21 protein-coding genes are annotated in these 23961 nt (G+C 43.6%); 15 read left to right on the forward strand and 6 right to left on the reverse strand.

Translation table 11 applies throughout. From position 1 onward, the window contains the following. Window positions 1–243: 243 nt before the first annotated feature. Window positions 244–1620, reverse strand: coding sequence for a GntP family permease (locus tag ABKW31_RS10310; RefSeq protein ID WP_348616258.1), 1377 nt, complete (start codon window positions 1618–1620; stop codon window positions 244–246). A gap of 159 nt (window positions 1621–1779) precedes the next feature. On the opposite strand from ABKW31_RS10310, the gene ABKW31_RS10315 reads away from it, so the two are divergent. Then, window positions 1780–2325 carry a DUF6265 family protein gene (locus ABKW31_RS10315; protein ID WP_348616259.1) on the forward strand — a complete coding sequence of 182 codons (546 nt, stop codon included), beginning with the start codon at window positions 1780–1782 and terminating at the stop codon, window positions 2323–2325. 125 nt (window positions 2326–2450) lie between these two features. Continuing rightward, window positions 2451–2960, forward strand: a complete 510-nt coding sequence (locus tag ABKW31_RS10320) for a hypothetical protein (protein WP_348616260.1) — start codon at window positions 2451–2453, stop codon at window positions 2958–2960. A gap of 526 nt (window positions 2961–3486) precedes the next feature. On the opposite strand, the gene ABKW31_RS10325 is transcribed toward ABKW31_RS10320, so the two are convergent. Then, window positions 3487–4482 carry a CorA family divalent cation transporter gene (locus ABKW31_RS10325; protein ID WP_348616261.1) on the reverse strand — a complete coding sequence of 332 codons (996 nt, stop codon included), beginning with the start codon at window positions 4480–4482 and terminating at the stop codon, window positions 3487–3489. A 166-nt stretch (window positions 4483–4648) separates the two neighbouring features. Between ABKW31_RS10325 and ABKW31_RS10330 the strand changes: the two genes are divergently transcribed. Next, on the forward strand, window positions 4649–5158 hold the full coding sequence (locus ABKW31_RS10330) for a hypothetical protein (protein ID WP_348616262.1): 510 nt from the start codon (window positions 4649–4651) through the stop codon (window positions 5156–5158). A 49-nt stretch (window positions 5159–5207) separates the two neighbouring features. On the opposite strand, the gene ABKW31_RS10335 is transcribed toward ABKW31_RS10330, so the two are convergent. Beyond that, window positions 5208–6038, reverse strand: a complete 831-nt coding sequence (locus tag ABKW31_RS10335) for a mechanosensitive ion channel family protein (protein ID WP_348616263.1) — start codon at window positions 6036–6038, stop codon at window positions 5208–5210. Window positions 6039–6252: 214 nt separating this feature from the next. Here ABKW31_RS10335 and ABKW31_RS10340 point away from each other — a divergent pair, with 214 nt between their 5' ends. The 12 genes from ABKW31_RS10340 to ABKW31_RS10395 all read left to right on the forward strand — a co-directional run bounded on the left by ABKW31_RS10340 (window position 6253) and on the right by ABKW31_RS10395 (window position 19400). Next, window positions 6253–6981, forward strand: a complete 729-nt coding sequence (locus tag ABKW31_RS10340) for a methylamine utilization protein (RefSeq protein ID WP_348616264.1) — start codon at window positions 6253–6255, stop codon at window positions 6979–6981. Continuing rightward, complete coding sequence (locus ABKW31_RS10345; RefSeq protein WP_348616265.1) at window positions 6981–9314, forward strand: EAL domain-containing protein; 2334 nt, start codon at window positions 6981–6983, stop codon at window positions 9312–9314. Before ABKW31_RS10340 ends, ABKW31_RS10345 begins: the two co-directional genes overlap by 1 nt. Then, window positions 9311–10174: a DUF3034 family protein gene (locus ABKW31_RS10350; RefSeq protein ID WP_348616266.1), complete on the forward strand. Its 864-nt coding sequence runs from the start codon at window positions 9311–9313 to the stop codon at window positions 10172–10174. Before ABKW31_RS10345 ends, ABKW31_RS10350 begins: the two co-directional genes overlap by 4 nt. 4 nt (window positions 10175–10178) lie before the next feature. Continuing rightward, on the forward strand, window positions 10179–10595 hold the full coding sequence (locus ABKW31_RS10355) for a group 1 truncated hemoglobin (protein ID WP_348616267.1): 417 nt from the start codon (window positions 10179–10181) through the stop codon (window positions 10593–10595). A gap of 743 nt (window positions 10596–11338) precedes the next feature. After that, window positions 11339–11980 (forward strand): energy transducer TonB, encoded by a 642-nt coding sequence (locus tag ABKW31_RS10360; protein ID WP_348616268.1) that lies wholly within the window; start codon window positions 11339–11341, stop codon window positions 11978–11980. Between the two features lie 119 nt (window positions 11981–12099). Beyond that, on the forward strand, window positions 12100–12609 hold the full coding sequence (locus ABKW31_RS10365; protein WP_348616283.1) for a sigma-70 family RNA polymerase sigma factor: 510 nt from the start codon (window positions 12100–12102) through the stop codon (window positions 12607–12609). Continuing rightward, the gene (locus ABKW31_RS10370; protein ID WP_348616269.1) at window positions 12602–13189 is read left to right on the forward strand and encodes a hypothetical protein; all 588 of its coding nucleotides are present in this window, start codon (window positions 12602–12604) and stop codon (window positions 13187–13189) included. Before ABKW31_RS10365 ends, ABKW31_RS10370 begins: the two co-directional genes overlap by 8 nt. 740 nt (window positions 13190–13929) lie before the next feature. Further along, window positions 13930–15348, forward strand: coding sequence for a TonB-dependent receptor (locus tag ABKW31_RS10375; RefSeq protein WP_348616270.1), 1419 nt, complete (start codon window positions 13930–13932; stop codon window positions 15346–15348). An 882-nt stretch (window positions 15349–16230) separates the two neighbouring features. Further along, the gene (locus ABKW31_RS10380) at window positions 16231–16620 is read left to right on the forward strand and encodes a GntR family transcriptional regulator (protein WP_348616271.1); all 390 of its coding nucleotides are present in this window, start codon (window positions 16231–16233) and stop codon (window positions 16618–16620) included. Window positions 16621–16644: 24 nt separating this feature from the next. Next, the gene (locus ABKW31_RS10385) at window positions 16645–17523 is read left to right on the forward strand and encodes an ABC transporter ATP-binding protein (RefSeq protein ID WP_348616272.1); all 879 of its coding nucleotides are present in this window, start codon (window positions 16645–16647) and stop codon (window positions 17521–17523) included. An 11-nt stretch (window positions 17524–17534) separates the two neighbouring features. After that, complete coding sequence (locus ABKW31_RS10390) at window positions 17535–18221, forward strand: ABC transporter permease (protein ID WP_348616273.1); 687 nt, start codon at window positions 17535–17537, stop codon at window positions 18219–18221. Between the two features lie 36 nt (window positions 18222–18257). After that, window positions 18258–19400 (forward strand): acyltransferase family protein, encoded by a 1143-nt coding sequence (locus ABKW31_RS10395; RefSeq protein ID WP_348616274.1) that lies wholly within the window; start codon window positions 18258–18260, stop codon window positions 19398–19400. A 229-nt stretch (window positions 19401–19629) separates the two neighbouring features. Here ABKW31_RS10395 and ABKW31_RS10400 read toward each other — a convergent pair whose 3' ends face one another. The 3 genes from ABKW31_RS10400 to ABKW31_RS10410 form a co-directional block, all read right to left on the reverse strand. Then, the gene (locus ABKW31_RS10400; RefSeq protein WP_348616275.1) at window positions 19630–20085 is read right to left on the reverse strand and encodes a transposase; all 456 of its coding nucleotides are present in this window, start codon (window positions 20083–20085) and stop codon (window positions 19630–19632) included. Between the two features lie 379 nt (window positions 20086–20464). Continuing rightward, window positions 20465–20995, reverse strand: a complete 531-nt coding sequence (locus ABKW31_RS10405; protein WP_348616276.1) for an NUDIX domain-containing protein — start codon at window positions 20993–20995, stop codon at window positions 20465–20467. Next, window positions 20996–23404 (reverse strand): zinc-dependent metalloprotease, encoded by a 2409-nt coding sequence (locus tag ABKW31_RS10410; protein WP_348616277.1) that lies wholly within the window; start codon window positions 23402–23404, stop codon window positions 20996–20998. Window positions 23405–23961 lie beyond the last annotated feature (557 nt).

Genomic DNA, 23961 nt, shown 5'->3' on the forward strand with positions numbered 1-23961 from the left:
TGAACTGAGCCGGTCACCGGCAGCTCCTACAAAAAGCCCCCCCCTTGTAGGAGCTGCTTTAGCTGCGAACAAATCAACAACAGATGTTGATTTAACATCAGCGTCCATTTATCAATGATGGTTGATTCTTCGCAGCTGAACATACCGACCACCGATGTGCGACACCCAATGCGCAGCACCCATTGTCCTCGTTGGTAAAAAGCTCTTACTCGCACCCCGCACTTAGCAACTAGCACCTACCCCCTAAAATACCCAACTTATTAAATACGCGATGACAAAAGCAATGGTGCCTAATAATGTTTCCATTACTGTCCACGTTTTCAGTGTGGTGCTTTCATCCATGTTAAACAGGCGGCTGACCAGCCAAAAGCCCGAATCATTAAAATGCGACAATACCGTTGCACCACCCGCGATAGCGATAACAATACAGCACAAATCTATAGGCGACAGTCCGGTAGTTTGCAAGACAGTAGGCGCCATTAGTGCAGCCGTGGTGGTTAAGGCCACCGTAGCTGAGCCTTGGGCAACCCTTAGACAAGCAGAAATCACAAAGGCAGCAACGATAAGAGGTAATCCAATATCACTTAATAGGGCCGCTAAGGCGTCACCGATGCCACTCGCACGTAGCACGCCCCCGAACATCCCACCAGCGCCCGTGACTAAAATTACGCCACATATCGGCGCTAATGAATCACTGCATATCTGTTCCATTTTTTTCATACCAAATCGTGCACGAAATACTAATAAACACATGATTAAGGTAATGAGCAGAGCGACAGGGGTTTTACCCAAGAGGCGTAACGTATCAATTAAAACTGAGTCACTCTCAATAACCCCAGCCAAGAGTAAGGTATTTAAACCCGTATCGAGAAATATCAACAAGATGGGCAACAACAAGATAATGATGACTTGAGAAAAAGCCGGCAAAGGTAAAGAGGGATCATCAGCACTCGGTTGAAAAAGAGTATTTTGTATATTAACTAAGAATTTTTTACCGGCATACAGACCAAAAAGATAAGCTCCTAAATACCAAGTCGGTATCGCAATCAGTAAGCCCACTAACAATAACAAGCCCATATCAGCGCCGAGAAAATTAGCCGCGGCTACAGGTCCAGGATGAGGCGGCACAAAGGCATGCATGACTGCAAACGCACCCGCAGCAGGCAAGGCATAAGTTAAAATCGAACCACCAAAACGCCGCGCAACACTAAAAATAATCGGCATCATCACGATCAAACCAGCATCGAAAAAGATCGGAAAGCCAAAACATAAAGACGCAACCCCAAGAGCCAGTGGCGCCTTACTTGGGCCAAACAAACTGATTAATTTATCCGCCAATACTTGCGCCCCGCCCGAGGCCTCCAGCAATTTACCAATCATCGCCCCCAAACCTACGAGCAATGCAACTGAAGCTAGAGTACCGCCAAAACTAGATAATAAGGTGGGCACAACAGCATCTATAGCGATGCCTGCAGCCAAGGCTGTTGCTAAACTGACTAAGCAAAGGGCAACAAAAGCGTGTAATCTAACAAATACAATCAGCCACAATAAAGCAGCAACAGCAGCCAAGGCCACCAGCAATAAATAACCACCGTCAGTGGGTGATAATAGTGTTTCCATACTTATTTCTACCTAGTTTAGCGAGAAAGTTTAACCTACAATTTATTAACAATTGAATACACTTACTCGGTGCAATGCTAGTTTTATTTTAACTAGTGCTATGTCGAAAATACGTCACTTCGTTTGTACATTAAAGCTAAGCAACACTAAGGAAATATAATGCGCATGATTAAACCACCTTTAAAACACGTTCATATCCTTGTTTTTACTCTACTAAGTTTAGTATTCAGCCACACACTGTTTGCCGCGTCTCAATTTCCCAATACCTATTCTTACCAAGCATCAGAGGGTTCTCCTCAGGCTAAAATAGGTGATATCAGTTGGCTGCAAGGATATTGGCAAGGTGAAATATGGGGAGGCCAAGCAGAAGAAATTTGGTCAGCTCCACTAGCGGGTAGCATGATGGCCAGTTTTAAATTTGCCGCTGACGAGCAGGTAAACTTTTACGAAATCATTACCCTGTTTGAACAAAACAACAGCCTAGTCTTGCGCTTAAAACATTTTTCAGCTGACCTGAAGGGCTGGGAAGAAAAAGATCAATATATGGAATTTAAACTGGTTAAACTTGAAAAAAATATCGCCTATTTTGATGGCTATACTTATCAATTAGTTAGCCCAGACGAGTTGCATGTTTTTGTTGTTATCGACGACGATGGTAAAAAACAAGAAACCAAGTTTGCCTTTAAGCGCAACAAGTCTCGTTGAACTTAGGCTTGTCAGTCGTGTTGCAAATAACGTATTTTAAGCTTGAGTCTAAGCGCCATTCATCTTGATAAACATTAACCATCAATGAGTGCAACAACGCTATTACCCACAAAAGGAACAATCACATGCAGATAGGGAAACTGATAATAAGTGCAGCACTGGCGCTAAGTGTATCGAGTTGCGCAGGATTACAGGGGAATGAACAACTTAAAGCCAACTCCGCTACCCTCATTAATTTTAAACAAGACAGCGACAGTGGTACAAAAGTCGCGCAGCTAATGTGTTTCAAGCGGCATCTCGCCCCTTACACCGAAATTGATCGCAACCTCTCACCCGCAGCACATGACATTTTTATCCGAGTCGTCGATTATTCATACATGAACCCAGCCCTGAGAAATCGCACACAATGGGGCGGTATCGTCAGACAAGGGAGTTATATCATGCTCAAAGCCCCCTTAACTGCCGGACAAATTGTCACCATTCAACGACGTGACAAAGACGGAAAAAGTTATATCTGGCTCCAAGACAAGCTCACCGGAAAAGCAATAACAGACGCGGTTTACACTACCTTGCAAAGCCAATTTAATATCGACAGCGATTACCTCGATAAAGAATGCGCCAAAGGTTCGGTGTGAAGGGGGGCTTGTAGGAGCTGCTTCAGCTGCGAAAAATCAACCATACATTGATAAATTGGAATTGGTTATGAAATCAACATCTGTTGTTGATTTGTTCGTCCCTAAACAACGCCGGTTACCGGGAACTCCTACAAGGAGGAGGGCACTTGTAGGAGCTGCTTCAGCTGCGAAGCTTTTACCTACGAACAATCATCCTAGTTGATAAATAGACGCTGATGGTAAATCAACATCGGTGGTTGATAGAGGGGCAGTGCAGGGAAATCAACATCTGTTGTTGTTTTATTCGTCCCTAAACAACGCCGGTTACCGGGAACTCCTACAAGGGGGGGGCTTTTGTAGGAGCTGCTTTAGCTGCGAACAATCAACCTCGTTGATGAAATGGACATCGTTTGAGAAATCAACATCTGTGTTTGATTTTTTCGTCCCTAAAGGAACTCCTACAAGGGGGGCATTTGTTGTAAAATCAACATTTGTTGTTGATTTTTCGGCCCCAACTCCGGTGACCAGGGCCTTTTACAAAACCTGTTTACATCCACTTTTTCCAAACCATGTAGCCACCAATACCGATGGCAATGGCGACCATGCTAAAAGCTAACAAAGTAAACGCTATGGGGTTTTCGGTGCCGGGTAAGCCGGCGACATTCATGCCAAATATACCGGTTAAAAATGATAGCGGTAGAAAGATGGCGGTGACCAGCGACAAGACGTACATGCGCATACCTTGTTGTTCAGCAATGCGGTTACGTAATTCATCTTGCAACACCATGGCGCGTTCTTTGGCTAGGTCTAAATCTTCCACATAACGTGTCATACGATCGTATTCGAGGCGCAGATTATGAATTTGTTCATCACTAAGATGTTTAGAAATGCGTGTAATGGCATCAAGCGCATCCCGCTGAGGAGCCAGATAACGTCGAATAGCCGCCGCTTGTCGTCTTGCACACGTCAAACGAATGCGGGATTCATGTTGCGGTACGTCTAAGGCTTCGAACTGTGTGAGCTCATCATCCAGTTCATCTACTGTATCGCTGATACGATCAGTGACGCGGCGCACTATATTTAACATCAGCTCATTTGGCGAATTAAGTACCAAGCCCCGTTCAAGGTTTTCTTTTACATCTAAAATCGACAATAAACGCCGGTCTTTGCGCCGCAATGAGATGATTTGATTTTCTTTCACCCACATGCGCAGCGACACCATGTCTTCAGGATCAGCTTCAGGATTACGGTTGATGCCCCGCAGGTAAACCAACATGCCATCGTCAAACTGTTGCGCTTTGGGTCTAGTATCAAGGGCACAAAGGGCATCTATTTGCGGCTTGTTAAGCCCCAAACGACTCAGCGTCAGGCCTGATTCAACTTCGTCGCTTTGCATATGTATCCAGGTAAAACCCTGACCACGATAGGCTAAAAGCTCTTCAAATGAGCAACACTGACTGGTCTTTCCTGGCTCTATAATATAACACCAAAGCAGGCCATCAGGGCCTGCCACAAATATTTTGTCACTGGAAGTATCGGGCATTACTTTTCCTTACGATTTCTACATTTACTTGCTAGTAGTGCAAAGTAAACACGTTCAAATCACTATTAAAATGATGAGTATGGTGCTAGCTTATTACTATAATTAAAAGTGCTTTTTCAGTGATTAGCACGCGTTAGGTTTAACATAAGAGGATAAAGTCGTAGCAATGAAATATTTACTCGGTAGTGTATTAGTTTATTTGCTGCTGAATAGCTCAATATCATACGCAGAACAATTTACCGTAACGGCCGTTCAACTTAATAAGCAAATCCAGCAACGTTTTCCTATCGTTCGCCAATACGATGACGTCGAAGCGACCTTTTATAATCCTAAGGTTATCGTTAGATACCTTGACAATGAAATTGAAATAAAACTGCAAGTCAAAGTCACGTATCAAGGGCAGAGCTTGGAAGCCAATGGACTGATTAAAGACACTGCCACATTTCAACCAGTCAGTAATACCTTGCGATTTGATCGTCCACAATTGGATGAATTTTTTATCACCCAAAATAATATGTCTGATTCAACAGAAGCGGTTAAAGTGGTCAAGCAATCAATTAGTCGCTCGCTGCCACCCATCATTTTACTCGACTTTGAGCAACTCGACCTCAACTTGCTCAGCAACGAACCCATCGCGATTACCTTGTCACCGCTGGGATTGGAGTTGGAGTATTAGCCTTTCAACCTAAGGGCCATCACCTATCAGTATTAGCTATCAAAAAAGCTTAAAGAGTAAGTGCTTGCTTACGTTGTTCAAACCATAAATTCATGAAATCAGTGGTCAATGCTCGTTCAAGTTCTGCCGCCCGTTGCGTGGGGCAAAATAAGGTAAAAGTCACCACCGTATCACCTACATTCGAAGTCGTTACGGTAATTTCTGGCTCGGGTCCAGTAATATTGACATCTAAACGCCGTTCAATCATTTGATTATAGCGTGCAGCTACCTCATAAAAATCGGCACAATATTCTTGGGCATTTTCCTGCAGTTGGGCCAAAAAAACATAAGGATTAACACTTTGGTCGCGGGTAATCGAAAATTTATGTGAGGCATAACGTTTTAGAAAATTGAAATTCTTAATCGGGCTAGCAATCAACTTATTATTCGGAATAAAAAGCGTTTTTCCGGTGTATTGATAAGTTTGTGGCGCCACTTCGATCAGGGTGGTTTTGATCCAATCGGTAGCAGAAACCTCACCCACTTGATTTTCAACCTCTATCCAATCACCAATGCGAAACGGGCGAGTCGACAGTAAATAGAAAAAACCAATAACACACTGAATAAATTCGCGGGTAGCAAGCACAATAGCCACCGCAAAGGCTGCGATCGATAGGGCGAATTTTTGTAATTCTGGCGCCCAAACCGCCAACAAAGAAACAATCAGGGTAAAATTAATAAAGTTTTTAATATTATTAATTAAGTCGCGCTTGTCATCATCTTTGCTTTTAGCACGGCGACGACACCAACTCACCAAGGTATATTTAATAGTCAGCGCCACGAAGGGGATGAAAAAAGTAAGAAAAAACTGATTGTTAACAATACTAAACACTAAATCCACTGATTAACCCTTAAATCTAATCACTTATAAAAATGAAATTTGCTTGTTCAAGCGACCTGATTTCAAGCCAAACGTCGCTATCTTGGTCTTGTTAATAATTAAGCCCGACAAATAAGGATAATCATTATGTGTCAGGATTATTTTAACAGGCTTGTATAACTGCGATCCTATCATGTAGGATGCGGTAGTGATTAAGAAAAACAGCCAAAATATAATGAAAAATAACTGTAGTCTGGGTCAAAGCATCGCATTCAACATAGGTAACGGTATAACTTTCCTTAGCCGTAGCTTAAAGCCCACTTTATTTATCACTTCTTTAATGCTTAGTGTCGCAGTAGTGAATGCACAATCCATTGTATTGCTAGACAAAGCAGGCAAGCCCATCACCGATGCCGTAGTCGGGATCGCAATGCCCGACAGCTCCTCCTCTTCGGCCACCGATGAAGTGGCAATCATGGACCAAATAAGCAAACAATTTTATCCTCGGGTGCTGGTTATCCAAGAAGGGCAACGCGTAAGTTTTCCAAACAGTGACGATATTCGTCATCATGTTTATAGTTTTTCCGCCGCAAAACCCTTTGAAATCAAACTATTCAAGGGTGCGGTGACACAACCTATTGTATTTGAACGCCCTGGTATTGTAGTGCTTGGCTGTAATATTCATGACAATATGGTGGGTTACATCTACGTAGCCAAAAATGAACAAACCTTTGTCAGTGATGCATTGGGGCAAGTAGACTTACCCGCAGGAAGTGATCAAATAACTATTTGGCATGCTAATCTATCCACGCAAAACAGCCAACGTGATACGGTGAGTATTGCCAAACTGAGCCCCTTACCCGGTAGCAATGTTATCCCGATTACCTTAGACATGTTGCTTGAGCAAACAGATACAGAAGTACAACAAAACAGTACCTCTAAATTTAAGAAAAAATTTAATTAATGGCCGCAATTACCCTCAATAAAAGTATATTTAGATTAGTCGTTGGTACAGTACTTTTTATTACTGTAGGCGTGCTTGTCAGTATGTGGGCAACCACCTCAAGTCATGCGCAAAAACAACTCAATCGCAATCTCAATGTTGCCCAAGGTGTATTACAACAAGTACTCGGCAGTCGCGAACAACAACTGTATATAAGTGCCAATGCCCTAACCTTAGACTTTGCCTTTAGAACCGCGGTTGCGACCAACGACGGAGCCACCATCCAAAGTGTTTTGCAAAATCACGGTAACAGAATTGATGCTGATCTGATGGCCTTAGTCTCCTTAGATGGCAATTTAACCGCCAGTACTGCTAAAGCACTGCCCCAGGGTAGTCCTTTTCCCTACCCTGAATTGATTCAAACTACCCTGCAAGAGGGTGGCAGTTCCAACTTAATGTTAATTGGCGGTAAACTGTATCAGGTTATTATTCTGACTGTTGATACACCAAAACCTATCGCCTTGACCGTTGTTGGATTTGAATTGGAGTCAGAGCTACTGACCCAGTTAAAAAAGATTACTCAATTAGAAATAAGCTTACAGGTCAGGCAAGGCGAAAATGTGATTTTTTCCGAATCTACCTTGGCACCAGACGCTCAAGCTGAAGCCTTAAATCAGCAAGAGGCGGAATTTAGTTGGTTTGAAACGGTGCTGTTAAAAAAACACGCCTATATCTCTAAGCAGTTTTCTCTGTCACAACTGGATGACCAAACGGTATGGGCCGTACTATCAGAAAATGCCGAACAAATTTTTTCAGAATTTAACCAATTACAAGTGACTATTTCAATCGTGGCGTTTTTGTCGATGCTAATTGCCTTGATATTTGCCGCGCTGTTTTCACGTCGCCTATCTAAACCCTTGGGCAACCTAGCCCAGATTGCTAATCGTATTTCCCACGGCAACTATCAACAAAATTTAGTCAGTGAACAACAAGACTTAGCGGAAGTTCAAGAACTGTCGTCTGCCTTTGCCCTGATGCAAGACAACATCCAGGCAAGGGAATCAAAAATCATATTCCAAGCTAACCACGACTTGCTTACCCGCGTGAATAACCGTTACCACATTGAACAATTGGTTGATGACAAACTAAAACTCAAGGACGAGTTTCAAGCCATCGGTATTAACATTTTTGGTTTTCGGGGTATCAACGACATTTTTGGTTATCAAAGTGGTGATGTATGCCTTAAAATTCTTGCCTCAAGAGTCGCTGAGCTCGGCGGTTTAGCCGCTCGCTTAACCGGCGGTGAGTTGCTGTGGATCCCTGACCAAGTGCAAACACCAGTGCAGCTAAGCGCACTCAAACTAAGCCTAGAACAACCGATTGATGATGTTGGGGTTGTGATTAATTTAAAAGTGGCCATCGGTATTATTCATTGTCCAGAGCAAGCCGGTTCCGCGCAACTATTGTTCAGACGTATGAACATTGTCTTGGATGAGGCGCAGATTACCCGCCAATTACTCCTCAACTTTGACCCCGCTATAGAAGAGCGATATCTGCGCCGTTTATCCATTATCGTTGAGCTTAAAAAAGTCCTGGTCAGTGAACAACAAGAGCTCAGTTTGTCTTACCAACCCAAACTGAATATTGGTGCCAATAAAATAAAAAGTGTTGAGGCATTAATTCGCTGGAATAGCCCAACTCTTGGCTTTGTCTCACCTGAAGACTTTATCAACATTGCTGAGCAAGCCGGTTTCATTGATAAAATAACCGAATGGGTGATCAATCGTGCCATTAGCGATGCCCTGCTCATTCAACAGGCTGGCATAGATTTGTGCATTGCTATCAACTTGTCGGCAAACGATGTCATGAACGAAGATCTATTGCCCTATGTGGTTAACTTGCTCGAGCAAAATAACTTACCACGCAGCGTCTTGTCCTTTGAAATTACCGAAAGTGACGTAGTAAAAGATCCTGAAAAAGCCATTAAACATCTGTCTGCTTTCAGAGAATATGGCTTTATCTTAGCCATTGATGACTTTGGTACAGGTTATTCATCCATGGCTTATTTGAAAAATTTACCCGTGGATACCTTAAAAGTAGACAAAAGTTTTATCCTCAAATTAAATACCCAAGTGGGTGATCAAAATATCGTGCAAACCGTTCTAAAACTAGCGAAAAGTTTTGGCATGGATGTGGTTGCTGAAGGGGTTGAGAACCAAGCAACCCTTAATTTATTACAACAGTGGGGCTGCGAATATGCTCAAGGCTACCATATTTGTAGACCGATACCCGTTGCGGCCTTGCTCGACTGGTATCAAACCAATATAAATCAAGATTGGCTGGAAAACTCATGAGCATCTTCTCACTCAAAGGCTTAACCCAAACTTTTATCTGCGCCGCTGCATTGTTGGGCCTATCGATGAGTGTTTTGGCCGCGGATGGTAAATTAATTGGTACCGCAGGACTCACCCAAGTCGAAGGCAGTGGCGGCGGCGGTATCGTGCCTTGGGCAACTATTTCCGGTTATGACAGCCGTGACCAAATATCGGCCAGCGCCACAGCCACGCAGGTAGATGTTGATGATTTTCGTTTGGTAATGTTTGCGGCCAATGTCTCATTTTACGACACCTTAGAAGTCAGTATCGCCCAACAACGTTTTGAAATTAAAGGCGCCGGCGTTGAAATTAAACAGAATATCCTAGGACTAAAATACCGTGTATGTGGCGACGTGGTCTATTCAACTTGGCCACAAGTCAGTGTTGGTATGCAATATAAACAACTTGAAGACTCTGCGGTAGCAAGCTCAGTGGGTGCAGAAAATAGCAGTAATGGCACCGATTTTTATGTAGCCGCCACTAAGGTTCACCTTGGCGCGATTGCCGGCTATAACGCGGTGTGGAATATCACAGCACGAGCGACTAAAGCCAATCAAATGGGAATTTTGGGGTTTGGTGGTGTGCAAAATAACGATTACGAGTTGATGTTAGAGGCCTCAGCAGGGATCCTATTTTCGCGCAATATAGCAGTGGGCGTTGAGTACCGACAAAAACCCGATAATCTTGGTCTCGGCGAAGATGATTGGACCGACTATTTTGTCAGTTATATCCCCAGTAAAGATTTCAACTTAACCTTGGCTTGGGCAAAATTAGGCTCTATTGCAGGCGCACCAGGACAGTCAGGTCTTTATCTCTCTTTTAACGGACAGTTGTGGTAACACCATGAAAAAATTATTCAGCCTATTTATCCTGTTAAGTGCCTTATCTAGTTGTGCTAACACAAAAACCACTCTTTATGCCGAACTAGGTGGACAACAAGCCGTTGCCACTATCGTCGATAATTTTATTCACGAAATAGAGTTTAACGACACGATGTTTCGTTATTTCGCAGAATCTGACATCGAACGTTTCCGAGAAAAACTGAATGAACACCTATGTCTATTAGCCAACGGCCCCTGCGAATACACCGGCGATACCATGGAACAAGTACACGCCGGCATGAACATCACCGAAAGCGATTTTAACCTCGGCGTAGACTTATTCATCGCCGCCATGACCAAAGCCAACATCCCCCACCCAATTCAAAATAAATTATTAGCCAAGATGGTCCCAACCCGCAAAGAAATTATATATTTGTAACCCTTTTTTTTTGTGTAGGAGTTCCCGGTAACCGGCGTGGCCACAACGGAGTTGTTTAGGGACGAAAAATCTACCACCGATGTTGATTTCACAACCATTTTCCATTCATCAATGATGGTTGATTGTTCGCAGCTAATAACATCCGTTACGGCCGCGCCGGTCACCGGCAGCTCCTACAAGTGCCAAATCCCCCCTTGTAGGAGTTCCTTTAGGGACGAACAAAACAGCAACAGATGTCGATTTACCATTCAATATCCATTTAAAAATGATGGTTGATTATTCGCAGCTAAAAGCTTCGCAGCTAAAGCAGCTCCTACAAGTGCCAAATCCCCCCTTGTAGGAGTTCCTTTAGGGACGAACAAAACAACAACAGATGTCGATTTACCATTAAATATCAATTTAACAATGATGGTTGATTATTCGCAGCTAATAACATCCGTTACGGCAACTCCGTTGGGGAGCAAACTCCTACAAGAGCCCCCTTGTAGGAGTTCCTTTAGGGACGAACAAAACAACCACAGATGTTAATTTGATATCACAATGTCCATTAATCACCACGGTTCGCAGCTGAACTGAGCCGGTCACCGGCAGCTCCTACAAGGTATGCGCCTTGGTGCGCGGCACCCGGTGCCCTCTGTGCTTAAATTGCTTTTACTCTTTGCCTCCAAACTCAAACTATCTTTTTTTATTTAACCCCTTTTGACTTTCAACACCGTTACTCCTACAAACCACAGGAGAAAACCATGAACGCAAGCCTAGCACTGCCACAAACCACTATTTCTTTTACTAAAATCGCCGTGACCGTATGCATCGCATTAACCGTTACCTTCGGTCTATTTGTGATGATGCAAAAATTGATCGCCAACAATACAGTTTCAATTGTTAAACCTGAACAACCAACCGTTGTGACCTTTCTACAAAACATTGATGAGCCGCAAACAATCGTGCGTCCGAAGCTCGCACCTAAGCCAGAAATCAAACCCATCCCTAAAATAGACACTCGGGTTATTGAAGACACCCCCGACAACACGGGCTTAATCGCTAAATATATACCCGATGTGAATATAGGTCCGATTGGTTTAGGCATTGGCACGCAAATGTCACCAGGAGAAGGTGATGCCCGTCCCATCGTAAGAATGGAGCCAAAATACCCAGCACAAGCCGCTCGCGATGGTATTGAAGGATGGGTTAAATTATTGTTTTCTATCGATGTACTTGGCCAAGTCGAAAATGTTCAAGTGTTAGAGTCTGAGCCGAGTCGTATATTCGACCGAGAAGCAAAACGCGCTTTAAGCAAATGGAAATATAAACCACAAATTGTTGCTGGCGTTCCACAAGCCCAAGATGGCATGATGGTGGTACTTGATTTTAAACTCGCTCAATAAATAGATAAGCACACAGGCAAAATAATCATATTCAAGGAGTAGCAATGAGTATTGGCTTGTCATTAAAAACCTGGTTAAACCGTCTTTCGGTCGATACCCACTGGAGTAATGAAGCGCTTATGCTTCGTTACGCCAGTAGCGGCGACACTATCTTACTGAGCAAGTTATATGATGTGTGTGGCAATGATCTCTATCATTTTATGTTAACCCTGTCAGAGCCCACATTAGCCAAAGATATATGCCAAATGACATGGCTCAAAGTCATCGAAAAGAAACATCTCTACCGTGACTCGGGTTTATTTAAAGCGTGGCTGTTTACCCTAGCCAGAAATCTGCTGATTGATGAATACCGCAAACAAAAGAATACCAGCGATGACTTAGATACCTTGTGCGCCGAGCAAGCACCCCAAGCATTAGAGGGTGAATTATTACAGCGTTTTAATGGGGCCTTGCAACAATTACCTTTTGCCCAACGAGAGGCTTTTTGTTTACAACAAGAAGACTTTAGCTTAGAAGACATCGCTAGCATCACCCATACCAATATTGAAACGGTTAAAAGCCGCTTACGTTACGCCAAAGATAACTTACGTGAGCAACTTAAACCTATCATCGAGGACAATCATGCCTAATTCCGATAAATACTCAGATGAAACGCTAGACCGTTTATACCAGCAGCGCAAAGCACAACATGTCGCGCCTGCCGGCATCAAACGTCAGGTTCTGGCCAAACATCAGACTTTACTCAGTAACCAGCAGATTTGGCGACGCATCACCCATGTCGCTGTCGCAGCTAGTACCTTATTACTTTGTGGACTGGTATTTTGGCACCATTATTCATGGCAATCGATGGAGCAACAAATTGCTTCAACTCACTACACCAGCATCGAGTTGCACTCACTAGCGCCCAGTAAACAATCAGACGCCATATCAGAACGCTACGCCAAACACTATAACGAATATTTGTCGCAGCGAGAGATCCTAGCCTTCCACCACCAAAAACAGGCGATATTGCAGCAAACCGATGACGGCTGGCAATTACAAACCTGCGATCAGCAAGTGGTAAAAGTGTCGCAAGATCTTATTACTGCCCTGCGCAATATTCACCAAATTGAAGGCACCTTCAAAACCGGCGACCATGTCGCTTTGATGTTCGACAAAACCGGCTTAATTTTAGGCATAAAACCCAGCCCCAAACTGGCACATTGTTGAGGAAAAGATAGGTGCGAGCTCCCCCCTTTTGTAGGAGTTCCTTCAGGGACGAACAAATCAACCACAAATGTTGATTTACCATCCAATGTCCATTTATCAACTAGGTTGATTGTTCGCAGCTAATAACATCCGTTACGGAGCAGCTCCTACAACAGATCGTCACCTTGTAGGAGTTCCTTTAGGGACGAAAAAATCAACCACAAATGTTGATTTACCATTCAATATCCATTTATGAATGTATGGTTGATTTTTCGCAGCTGAACCGCGCCGGTCACCGGCAGCTCCTACAAGGGACGAAAGAATCAACCACAAATATTGATTACACAACCATTGTCTATTTATCAACGAGGATGATTGTTTTAATTAAAAGCTTCGCAGCTAATAACATCCGTTACGGAGCAGCTCCTACGAGTGCCAACTCCCCCTTGTAGGAGTCCCTTTAGGGACGAACAAATCAACCACAGATGTTGATTGCACAACCAATGTCTATTTATCAACTAGGATGATTGTTCGCAGCTGAACCGCGCCGGTCACCGGCAGCTCCTACAATTCCCCCCCATCATCGATGGCTGTGATGGCTCACTTTTGCTTTTGCATTCGCGCGCAACTCAACGCTATCCACTCGTCGATGGTTTTACCTTTCATATTCAATGTATTAGTCAAAAATTAGATTTATTGATCGGTTTATTTAGCGCTACAATGGTAACTTCATCGTCAATACTTTCGCACTAGGAATCAACATGGACAAAGATAAAAATGTCAGCGAACGCACTACGTCGCAAAAAGCCCTACGTTTAAACTTAGATGAAAAAAAGTATGGGACTATTGTTGAGATAGGTGCAGGCCAAGAAGTCGCTAGGCAATTTTTTATTGCAGGGGCTGCTGCCGGCACCATAGCTAAAACCATGTCAGCCTATGATATGAAATTTTCTGATGCCATTTACGGCGTACAAGAAGACGGCCGCTACGTCAGTAAAGCCCGCGTAAAAGCCATGATGCACCAAGAATTTGATTTGGTTTTAGAGCGTGTTGGCGATATTCGTTCAAAGTCTTCACGTTATTTCGCATATGCGGCCACGGTAGCCGCCAAAAGTTTTAATCGTCAAAATGAATGTCATGCTTGGTGTGGTATTCGTATTCAGATGTATCCTGGCGCCGAACCGTCCAATATAAAAATTCACGCACGTATGCTTGATGATAATGCAGAAGCACAGCAACAAGCGCTCGGTGTGCTAGGTGTTAACTTAATTTATGCGGCTTATTATTATTTTGAAGATCCTAAAAAAATCATCGATTCACTCACTGATAACATTAAAGCTGGTCGCATAGAAATTGACTCCATAGAGTTTCTTGGCCCCTATTTTGAAGACATCGATAACCGCGCCATCAACTTGCATTTGATCAGAAGCTGGAAAACCCGCGCAATCATGTTCCGCCCAGATGGTTCAATCTCGGTGCCTGCAGAAATGCTTTATAAAAAGAATGTGCTGACTATTCGAGGTTCATTCAGGCCGGTAACCAAACTCAATATAGACATGATTGAGCAAGGTAAAAAATCATTTTATGAACTGACCGATGTAAACGAAAAAAACACCATCGCCATTGCCGAAATTTCATTAAATGACGCCAAAGGGCAAGATGCTAAAGTGCCTGAAGAAGATATAATTCAACGCGTTCAATTACTGAATTTGTTGGGCTACAACGTGATGGTTTCGGATTACACCCGTTATTTCTCACTACGGGCTTACTTTCGCCAATACACCAAAATGCAAATCGGCATCGTGGTGGGTATGGTTAATATCAAACAGATTTTTGATGAAGATACTTACCGTGGCGTAGAAGGCGGAATATTAGAAGGCTTTGGTAAACTCTTCCCAGATAATACCCGTTTGTTCATTTATCCAGAGTTAACTGCCGATGGCGAGCTGAGCGACTTCACCGCCGTGAAAGTGCAAGAGCACCTGCGTTTTCTCTACCGCCACTTGCTGGAAAATGGCTTCCTAGCCGGCATTGAAAGCAGTGACGTAAATCTGTTTAAAATCTATTCTCGCGAAGTGCTCAAGCAATTGAAAAACGGACGCGGCGAATGGGAAAAAGCCCTACCAGAAGAAATCGTCCAAGAAATCATAGATAAGCGCCTCTTCGGCTTCAAGCCTTAAACCCTATAAAATAAAGGCCTAGTCAACAAGCACTAGGCCAAATTTTTAACAGTTGGCAAAGCCCTATCGGCATTACCGTTCCGCACAATTCCAACAAGTGCTAAATCCCCCCCTTGTAGGAGTTCCCGGTAACCGGCGTTGTTCAGGGACGAACAAAACAACCACAGATGTTGATTTTTCAACGAATGTCCATTTATCAACGAGGTTGATTGTTCGCAGCTGAAGCAGCTCCTACAAGTGCCAAATCCCCCCTTGTAGGAGTTCCTTTAGGGACGAACATGCCAACCACAGATGTTGATTACACAACACATGCCTATTTTATCAACGAGGTTGATTGTTCGCAGCTGATAACATCCGTTACGGAGCAGCTCCTACAAGGGACGAACAAAAATCAACCACAGATGTTGATTACACAGCAATGCCCATTTCATCAACGAGGTTGATTGTTCGCAGCTGAAGCAGCTCCTACAATTGCCAAATCCCCCCTTGTAGGAGTTCCCGGTAACCGGCGTGGTTCAGGGACGAACATGCCAACCACAGATGTTGATTACACAACACATGCCTATTTTATCAACAAGGTTGATTATTCGCAGCTAAAGCAGCTCCTACAAGAGCCCCCTTGTAGGAGTTCCCGGTAACCGGCGTTGTTCAGGGACGAACATGCCAACCACAGATGTTGATTTTTCAGCAAATGCCTATTTCATCAACGAGGTTGATTGTTCGCAGCTGATAACATCCGTTACGGCCGCGCCGGTCACCGGCAGCTCCTACAACAAATCCTAAATTTGTGCTTATTTTTTACTCACCCTATTGCACTGTGTATACATGTGTATATACTGTGCATATTGTATATATACAGAATAACACTTAATAGGGAAGTCTATGACTTTTGGACTGTTTCTATCCTCAACTGATAAAAAACCGATGTATTTACAGATTGTGGAGCAGATCACCAGCAAAGTAATGGTCGGCGATTGGCTTGCAGATATGCCCTTGCCATCAATTAGAGAGCTAGCGGCTAGCACACAGGTCAGCGTAATCACTGTTAAGCGGGCTTATTTAGAGTTAGAACGCGCTGGGGTTATCGTAACCCAACCCGGGAAAGGCTCCTATGTATCGACCAATAGCGAGCTAAATCAAGAACTTAGAAAACAAGAATTTGAACAACACTTGGCAGAATCCATCAATCTTGCCAAACAATTGCAGTTGAGTGATGACGACATCATCACTTGCGTAAAACAACACTTAGGTGAGCACAAATCCCCTAAGTAGGGAATAAAAGCTGGGAGAATAATCATGCAAAACTATGCATTTGAAATGCGCGACGTATCGATTCGCTATCCGCATTTTAGTATGGAGAACCTTAATTTGAGCTTATTGCAAGGGCAAGTTATGGGTTTAGTGGGTGTTAACGGAGCGGGCAAGTCTACAACCATTCGTATTCTAATGGGTTTAGTTAAAGCCAACGCAGGTGAAGTAAAAGCGCTGGGTTACGACCTGCCCAGTCAACAAGTACAAGCCAAATACGATATCGGTTTTGCTTCAGACGATATGCGTTTATACAAAAGCCAGACCCTTCAATGGCATATGGATTTTGTTCAAAGCATTTACCCTAAATTTGACTCAGCCTATGCCAAAGACTTACTCAAGCGCTTTGACTTAATTGCCGATCAGAAAATTAAAGGCATATCTCATGGCCAACGTGTTAAAGCCTGTTTGTTATTAGTACTGGCCAGAAGACCAAAACTGTTAGTGCTGGATGAGCCCACTACCGGTCTTGATCCGGTAGCCCGTGAAGAGGTGATAAGCGAACTAGCTGACATCCTGCGTGATGACGAACGCAGCGTACTGTTTTCCTCACACAATACCCATGACATCGAAAAACTCTCAGACCAAATTGCGTTTCTAGACAAAGGTAAGTTATTAGCCTTACAAGACAAAGAATCATACTTAGAAAGTTGGGGCCGATTCAGATGCCAAGTTAAGGATACTGCAAGCCAATCGGTCGTTGGAGCCGTCAGTATAATACGTCATGGCCAAATCGCTGAAGTAGTGACTGATCAATGGTCAGAAGGCTATGCCAAGCAACTGCAAGAAGCCGGTTTTAGCGTACTAGAACAGCACCGCATGTCGCTCGAAGAAATCTTTGTCGCCAATGTAAAACGCAGCCGATAGGAAGGTATAAAATGACAACGACAATACACAACAGCCAAATGATAAAACACCTAGTAATGAAAGACTGGGCATTAATGAAAAAATCCATTGCTGCTTATATGCTCGCAGGCATTGTGACTCTTGGCATCATGGGCATGGCGACAGCGATCACCTTCAATATTGCCGCGATCCTGATGATTACCTTGTTAATTGTAATAGGGGCCCGTTCAGCAATCGAATCCATCGTAAATGAAAAGAAAGAGCAAACCCTACCCTTTATTTTAAGCCTACCCGTAACGCCGCAAGACTATGCCTTTGCCAAACTATTATCAAATTTGGTCTTATATTTTGTACCTTGGCTGATTCTGGTGCTCGGTATGTTAGTTATTATTGTGAGTACACCCATTTACAACGGTGTCATCCCCTTAGTGATCTTAGTCAGTGCTTACATTCTCGCAGCCTATTGCTGTTATCTTGCCACCGCATTACTGACGTATTCAGAGGGTTTTACCATCTCGGTCATGATCGTAACAAACCTGCTTTTAAACGGCTTTATTATTCTCATAATGAGATTACCCGAATTAAACCAAACCTTTGAAGCGGCTACAGCTAGCTGGAACGCCACATCTCTGTTGATTTTGGCCGCATTAATTACCTTTTCTGCAGCCATATTACTGCTAACCGGTATCTTACAAAAACGCCTGACCAGCTTCTTATAATTCACTAAATTTCTAGTCTAAAAAGGAAACATGCCGATGAATTCATTGCAGGGATCAACACGTCTATTTTTTATGGACAACCTGCGCGCAATCGCCATGATAACAGGGATTTTTTTTCATGCCGCCTTAGCGTATAGCCCAATGGCACATTCAATATGGCCAAGTGCTAACCCACAAAATCATTGGCTGTTTGATTTGTTTGCCTGGGGCAGCCATTTGTTCAGAATGCCGGTATTTTTTGTGATGGCAGGCTTCTTTTGTGCCTTGGTACTTAAAAAATCAGGCGGTTTTACATTTATGAAAAACCGCTTAATACGCATTGCCCTGCCCCTGGTGATATTTTTACCCATACTCAGTATTGCCATGATGTTCGTCATTCAATACGGCCTTGAGCAGGTGCAAAACAAAAACCCATTTTTAAATTTCATTCAAATGCTTATGGCCCTGCCAGAACCACCCGCAGCGCCATTAAATACCATGCATCTGTGGTTTTTATATCATCTGTTATTTTTATATTTACTCACTTACGTTGGCCATATTTTACTCAGTGCCAAGCTAGCCATTTGGTTTACATCGCGTAAACCAACACAACTTCTACTCCTACTAATTGCAGCCAGCATCCCAGCCTTATACGCAGTATCCGTGCCCTTCCCAGCACCTGAATGGGTATTTCCAGCGCTGTGGGCACTGTGGTTTTATGGATTATTTTTTGCTCTAGGTTACGGCTTTTTTACTAAGCCCAAACTTATTGAACAATTTGAAGAAAAATTACCACTGTGGCTCGTGATTGGCCTGATCACTTATCTCATTTATTACTATCTTCTGCCCAGTCAACTATTCCCCGAGCAACAACCTCAAGGACTAGTCAAACTGGCAATAATCGTGCTTGAAGCAACAAGTGCAGTATTATTAACCCTAAGTGCCGTGCTGTATGCCAAGCGCTACTTAAATAGCAATCGTGCGTTTATGCGTTACATATCAAAAGTGAGTTATTGGGTTTACATCGTACATTTACCGCTACTGTTTTTTATCCAATTTTTACTTATCGATGTCACATGGCATATGAGCATTAAATTTTTAGTATCAAGCCTTGCCACACTGACCATCAGCATCATCAGTTTCCATCTACTAGTATCTTGGACATGGCTATCACGCATGTTAGTGAGCAAAAGCAGTTAGCAAAAAATGTCGAACAGCAAGCCCCTCCCCTTGTAGGTGGCTCTTTAGGGCCGAACAAAAATCAACCACAGATATTGATTTTTCAACAAATGTCCATTTCATCAACGAGGTTGATTTCCCCCCCTTGTAGGAGTTCCTTTAGGGACGAACATATCAACCACAGATGCTGATTTGACAACAATGCCCTTTATCAATCACCGCTGTTGATTGTTCGCAGCTAAAGCAGCTCCTACAAAAAAATACTATCCCAATGTGGGTAATGTCTTAACGTTGACACCAATCCTGCTCGTAATGGATTTGCCACGATGTAACGCATGTTTTTGATCAAATCTTCATCATCGCGCAGACAATGATCGTAATAACCTTTTTGCCAAATCGGTTCTTTATTATTTCTAAACAGGTTTATTTGCCTTGCACTACGACCTTTTATCATCATCATCAAACGGCTTAATTTTATTGGGTGATTTAACCTTACCATCCAATGTAAATGATCTGGCATCAGCACAAAACCAATCGTCTCAGACTGCTGCTCGAGTTGCGACTGACGTAGGGTTTGAATGAGTAATCTAGCGGAACCAAAGTCATCAAATATGGTTTGGCGCTCATACGTTACCGCAGTGATAGAGTAGATTGCATCGGCCTGAGAAATACGACCCCTGCGCAATTCCTTTGCATGAAAATTCATCTTAAAATCCCTTTTAGTTAGCTATTTAAAACTAGCCGCTGAGATAATTTTTTCAAGTATTAATGCAATTTAGAAGCTTCGCAGCTGATAACATCCGTTGGGGCAACGGGGTTGCGGAGTAAACTCCTTCAAGAGCCCCCTTGTAGGAGTTCCTTTAGGGACGAACAAAAATCAACCGCAAATGTTGATTTTACAGCCATTGTCCATTAATTAACGAGGTTGATTGTTCGCAGCTAAAAGCTTCGCAGCTGAAGCAGCTCCTACAAGGGACGAACAAATCAACAACAGATATTGATTTACCATCATTGACGATTTATCAATGATGGTTGATTTTTCGCAGCTGAACTGCGCCGGTCACCGGCAGCTCCTACAAATAGCCCTATGCCCTTGCGGCCTTTTCCATTAGCGCTTTCAAGGCTTTTTTATGTGATTCAAACGCCAATGTTTCGGGGGCGATTTCACTTGGTTTGAGCCAGCAGTAATCGCTGAGTTCTGATTCTTGAATGATAAGCTCGGGTAAGGCATTGAGTTTAATCATAAAAAAGCTATCTAAGGTGTGATAGCTTACCGTTTTGTAGGTATAGACATTGGGGTAAGAAAATAGATAGTCCATGGCATCAACCCGCAGTTGCAACTCTTCCATCAATTCACGGACTAGGGCTTGTTCGTTTGACTCGTGGGGATCAACAAAACCGCCTGGCAGATCTAACATACCCAAACAGGGTTGTTGGCCACGTTTGACCAGCAGTAACTTATCTTGATAAAAAATAAAACCAGTTACGGTGGCAGCCACATTATGAAAATAGGTAAAACCACATTCACTGCACACTAGCGATTTTTCACAGCGCTGGCTAAAACTTTGGGCCCCACACTGGGGGCAAAATCGTAGGTTATTGTTAATCTGAATCATTTAAATGGGCGATCCTGGGGGTAAAGGTAAGGCTTTAAACAAGGGCTTCCACTCGCCATTTTGCCAATAAAGTTCAAGTTGCTTGGCCATAATCTTATTCTGCGGATTGCGTTTGTTGTTTTTAAGCCAGCTGTACAAGTTGCTTAATTGCAATTCAACATCAGCTCTAACTTCAGGTGCCAGAGTGGTTTGTAAACTGGCTCTGACCACAGCATCCAGCACTACAAAATTAATGCGTTTAGCCAACTCACTGTCCGACTTGCTTTGAATGCTGGTCTCAAATAACTGCGCGACAACGCTTTGCACATCCGGCACACCCTTTTGCTGCTCGGCCTGCTGGGCTAAACGGTTTAAACGTTCGGCCTTGAGCAATAAATCAACAGTATAATTTGCCGCAGATTCACCCGCACTGACAGGGTCAAAGGTTAATCCGGTGCGACCTTTAAAGCTCTCACGATTACGCGATTCGCCGTATGCTTTAGGCGTAATCAAGCGCACAATAGACGCGGGGATAGCCAAATACTCAGGCTGTATGGTTGCTAACAACGCCTTAATAGCACTTTTTTGTTGCTCAGCGGCCAGCGGCACCGCGCCTTTGGGCTGACTATAATCGCCTTTAAGCTCGTACTCGTAATCTACACCACCCACTAATTTAGCCACCGCGTCTAACTGGTAACGATGTAACAAATAAATCGGTACTAAACTTTCTTCAAGCGACGACAAACTGGCACCACTTTTTAAACTCTTCAAGCCAAAATTAGCCAGGGCCAACTGACGAATTTCACTTAAACGGCTTAATTCAGCCACAGCATCTGCGCCGTTATCCCACAAACTGCCAGAGGGATTAGCCGCATGTGAAGGACGTGCATCGGGATCAGATTGATAACGATAACCTTGTTCTCGGGCCTGCGTGACTAAATCAGCGAGTGCAGATTTTTCATCTGCACCTTTTGCATAATCTTGATAACCATAGGCAATCACATAGTTATCCCAAGCGCCCATGCCAGTGGCATAAGCCCCATCCAAACTGACTTGACCATCTTTTATCGATACATAAGGATGAGGATAATCCATTACCGATTCACGGCCATATTCACTGGCAGAAAAGTTATGGGCAATGCCCAAGGTGTGGCCAACTTCATGGGCAGATAATTGACGAATACGCGCCAACGCCATGTCTTTTTGCGCTTGTGTACTGACGTTTTTATCTTCAGCGGCATTGTCACTGAATGGGCTAGTGAGACCAAGAGCAATCAAATAATCCTGACGCACCCGCAACGAGCCCAAAGTCACATGACCTTTAATAATCTCGCCCGTGCGCGGATCAATCACCGATGCCCCATAAGACCAGCCCCGCGTAGCGCGATGTACCCATTGGATCACGTTATAGCGCACGTCCATCGGGTCGGCGCCCTCAGGTAACACTTTGACTTGAAATGCATTTTTATAGCCAATCGCACTAAAGGCCTGATCCCACCACAGCGCACCGTCTTTTAAGGCACTCATCACTGGCTCTGGAATACCCGGGTCTAAATAATAAATAATCGGTTCAAGCGCCTCACTCACTGGCGCATTAGGGTCTTTTTTATGCAAACGATGACGCGGGATCACGCTAACCGTCATACTCTCATCCAGTGGCGCTGAGTAGTCTTGATGACTGACCGACCAATAGCCCGAAAACGGCGTAAACGACCGCGTTTGATATTGATCATCCGGTAAACGAATTAAAGAATGATGCAAATGCACCGAAATACTATTGGAATCTGGCGTAACTTGGCGCACATACTCCCCCGCCTTGCTGCCAGCAAAGGTAACCATAGCCTCAAGCTCGGTATTATCTACAAAGGCTTTACTGCGCGGTAAATACACCCCGCTGCGCATCGGATCAGCTTTAAATGAACCCTGTTTAGTATCATCTAATTGCGCACTGATATTGTGAATGTCCGATAGTAAAAAGTCAGTATAGTCCACCAGCACCGCACTGCCCTCGGTCGCCACAACCGGTAAACCCGCAATCACCGAATCGGCAAAGGCCTCATCAATACTGGCTTGTTCGGCGAGGTTACTAGAAGACGCACGATAAGCAGTATTAAGCTGCTTAAGCATCACCTTATTGCCATAGCGCTCGAATTTAACCAAACGCGTTTCACCCAACTGCCCCCGATCTAAACCAATATCATTCGAACCAATGCCCTGCGGCATACTGCTCTGAAATAAAAACGGCTGGTCAAAAGCATTGATTTTTAAATAAATTTTGTCTTGGTCAAGCTGATAATAAAAATCATAATAGCCCGCCTGATGCTGCATGTTCTGGGTAAAATCTTTAATACTCTCAGGCGAAGGCGCATCTTTAGCGCCACTAAAAAACGCCACCAGCAACAGTGATACCAATAAAAATCTAACACGCATTTAATCAATTCCCATTTTAATAATTAGCCCACCCACATTAACCACAATCAAACCGAAAAAAAAGCCCAAAATAGCCGAGCACGACATTTAGAAATGGATAGTTACCAAGCAAAAGACACACCCCCCCTTGTAGGAGGCCCTTTAGAGCCGAACATATCAACCGCGATGTTGATTTACCATTCAATATCCATTTAACAATGATGGTTGATTATTCGCAGCTAAAAGCTTCGCAGCTGAAGCAGCTCCTACAAGTGCTAGAATCGCCCCCCTTGTAGGAGTTCCTTTAGGGACGAACATATCAACCACAGATGTTGATTTACCATTCAATATCCATTTAACAATGAGGTTGATTATTCGCAGCTAAAGCAGCTCCTACAAGTGCTAGAATCCTCCCCCTTGTAGGAGGCCCTTTAGAGCCGAAAAAATCTACCGCGATGTTGATTTACCATTCACTATCCATTTAACAATGATGGTTGATTGTTCGCAGCTGAAGCAGCTCCTACAAGTGCTAGAATCGCCCCCCTTGTAGGAGTTCCTTTAGGGACGAACATATCAAC

The sequence above is a fragment of the Paraglaciecola sp. 25GB23A genome, from assembly GCF_040012495.1.
Classification (GTDB): Bacteria; Pseudomonadota; Gammaproteobacteria; order Enterobacterales; family Alteromonadaceae; genus Paraglaciecola.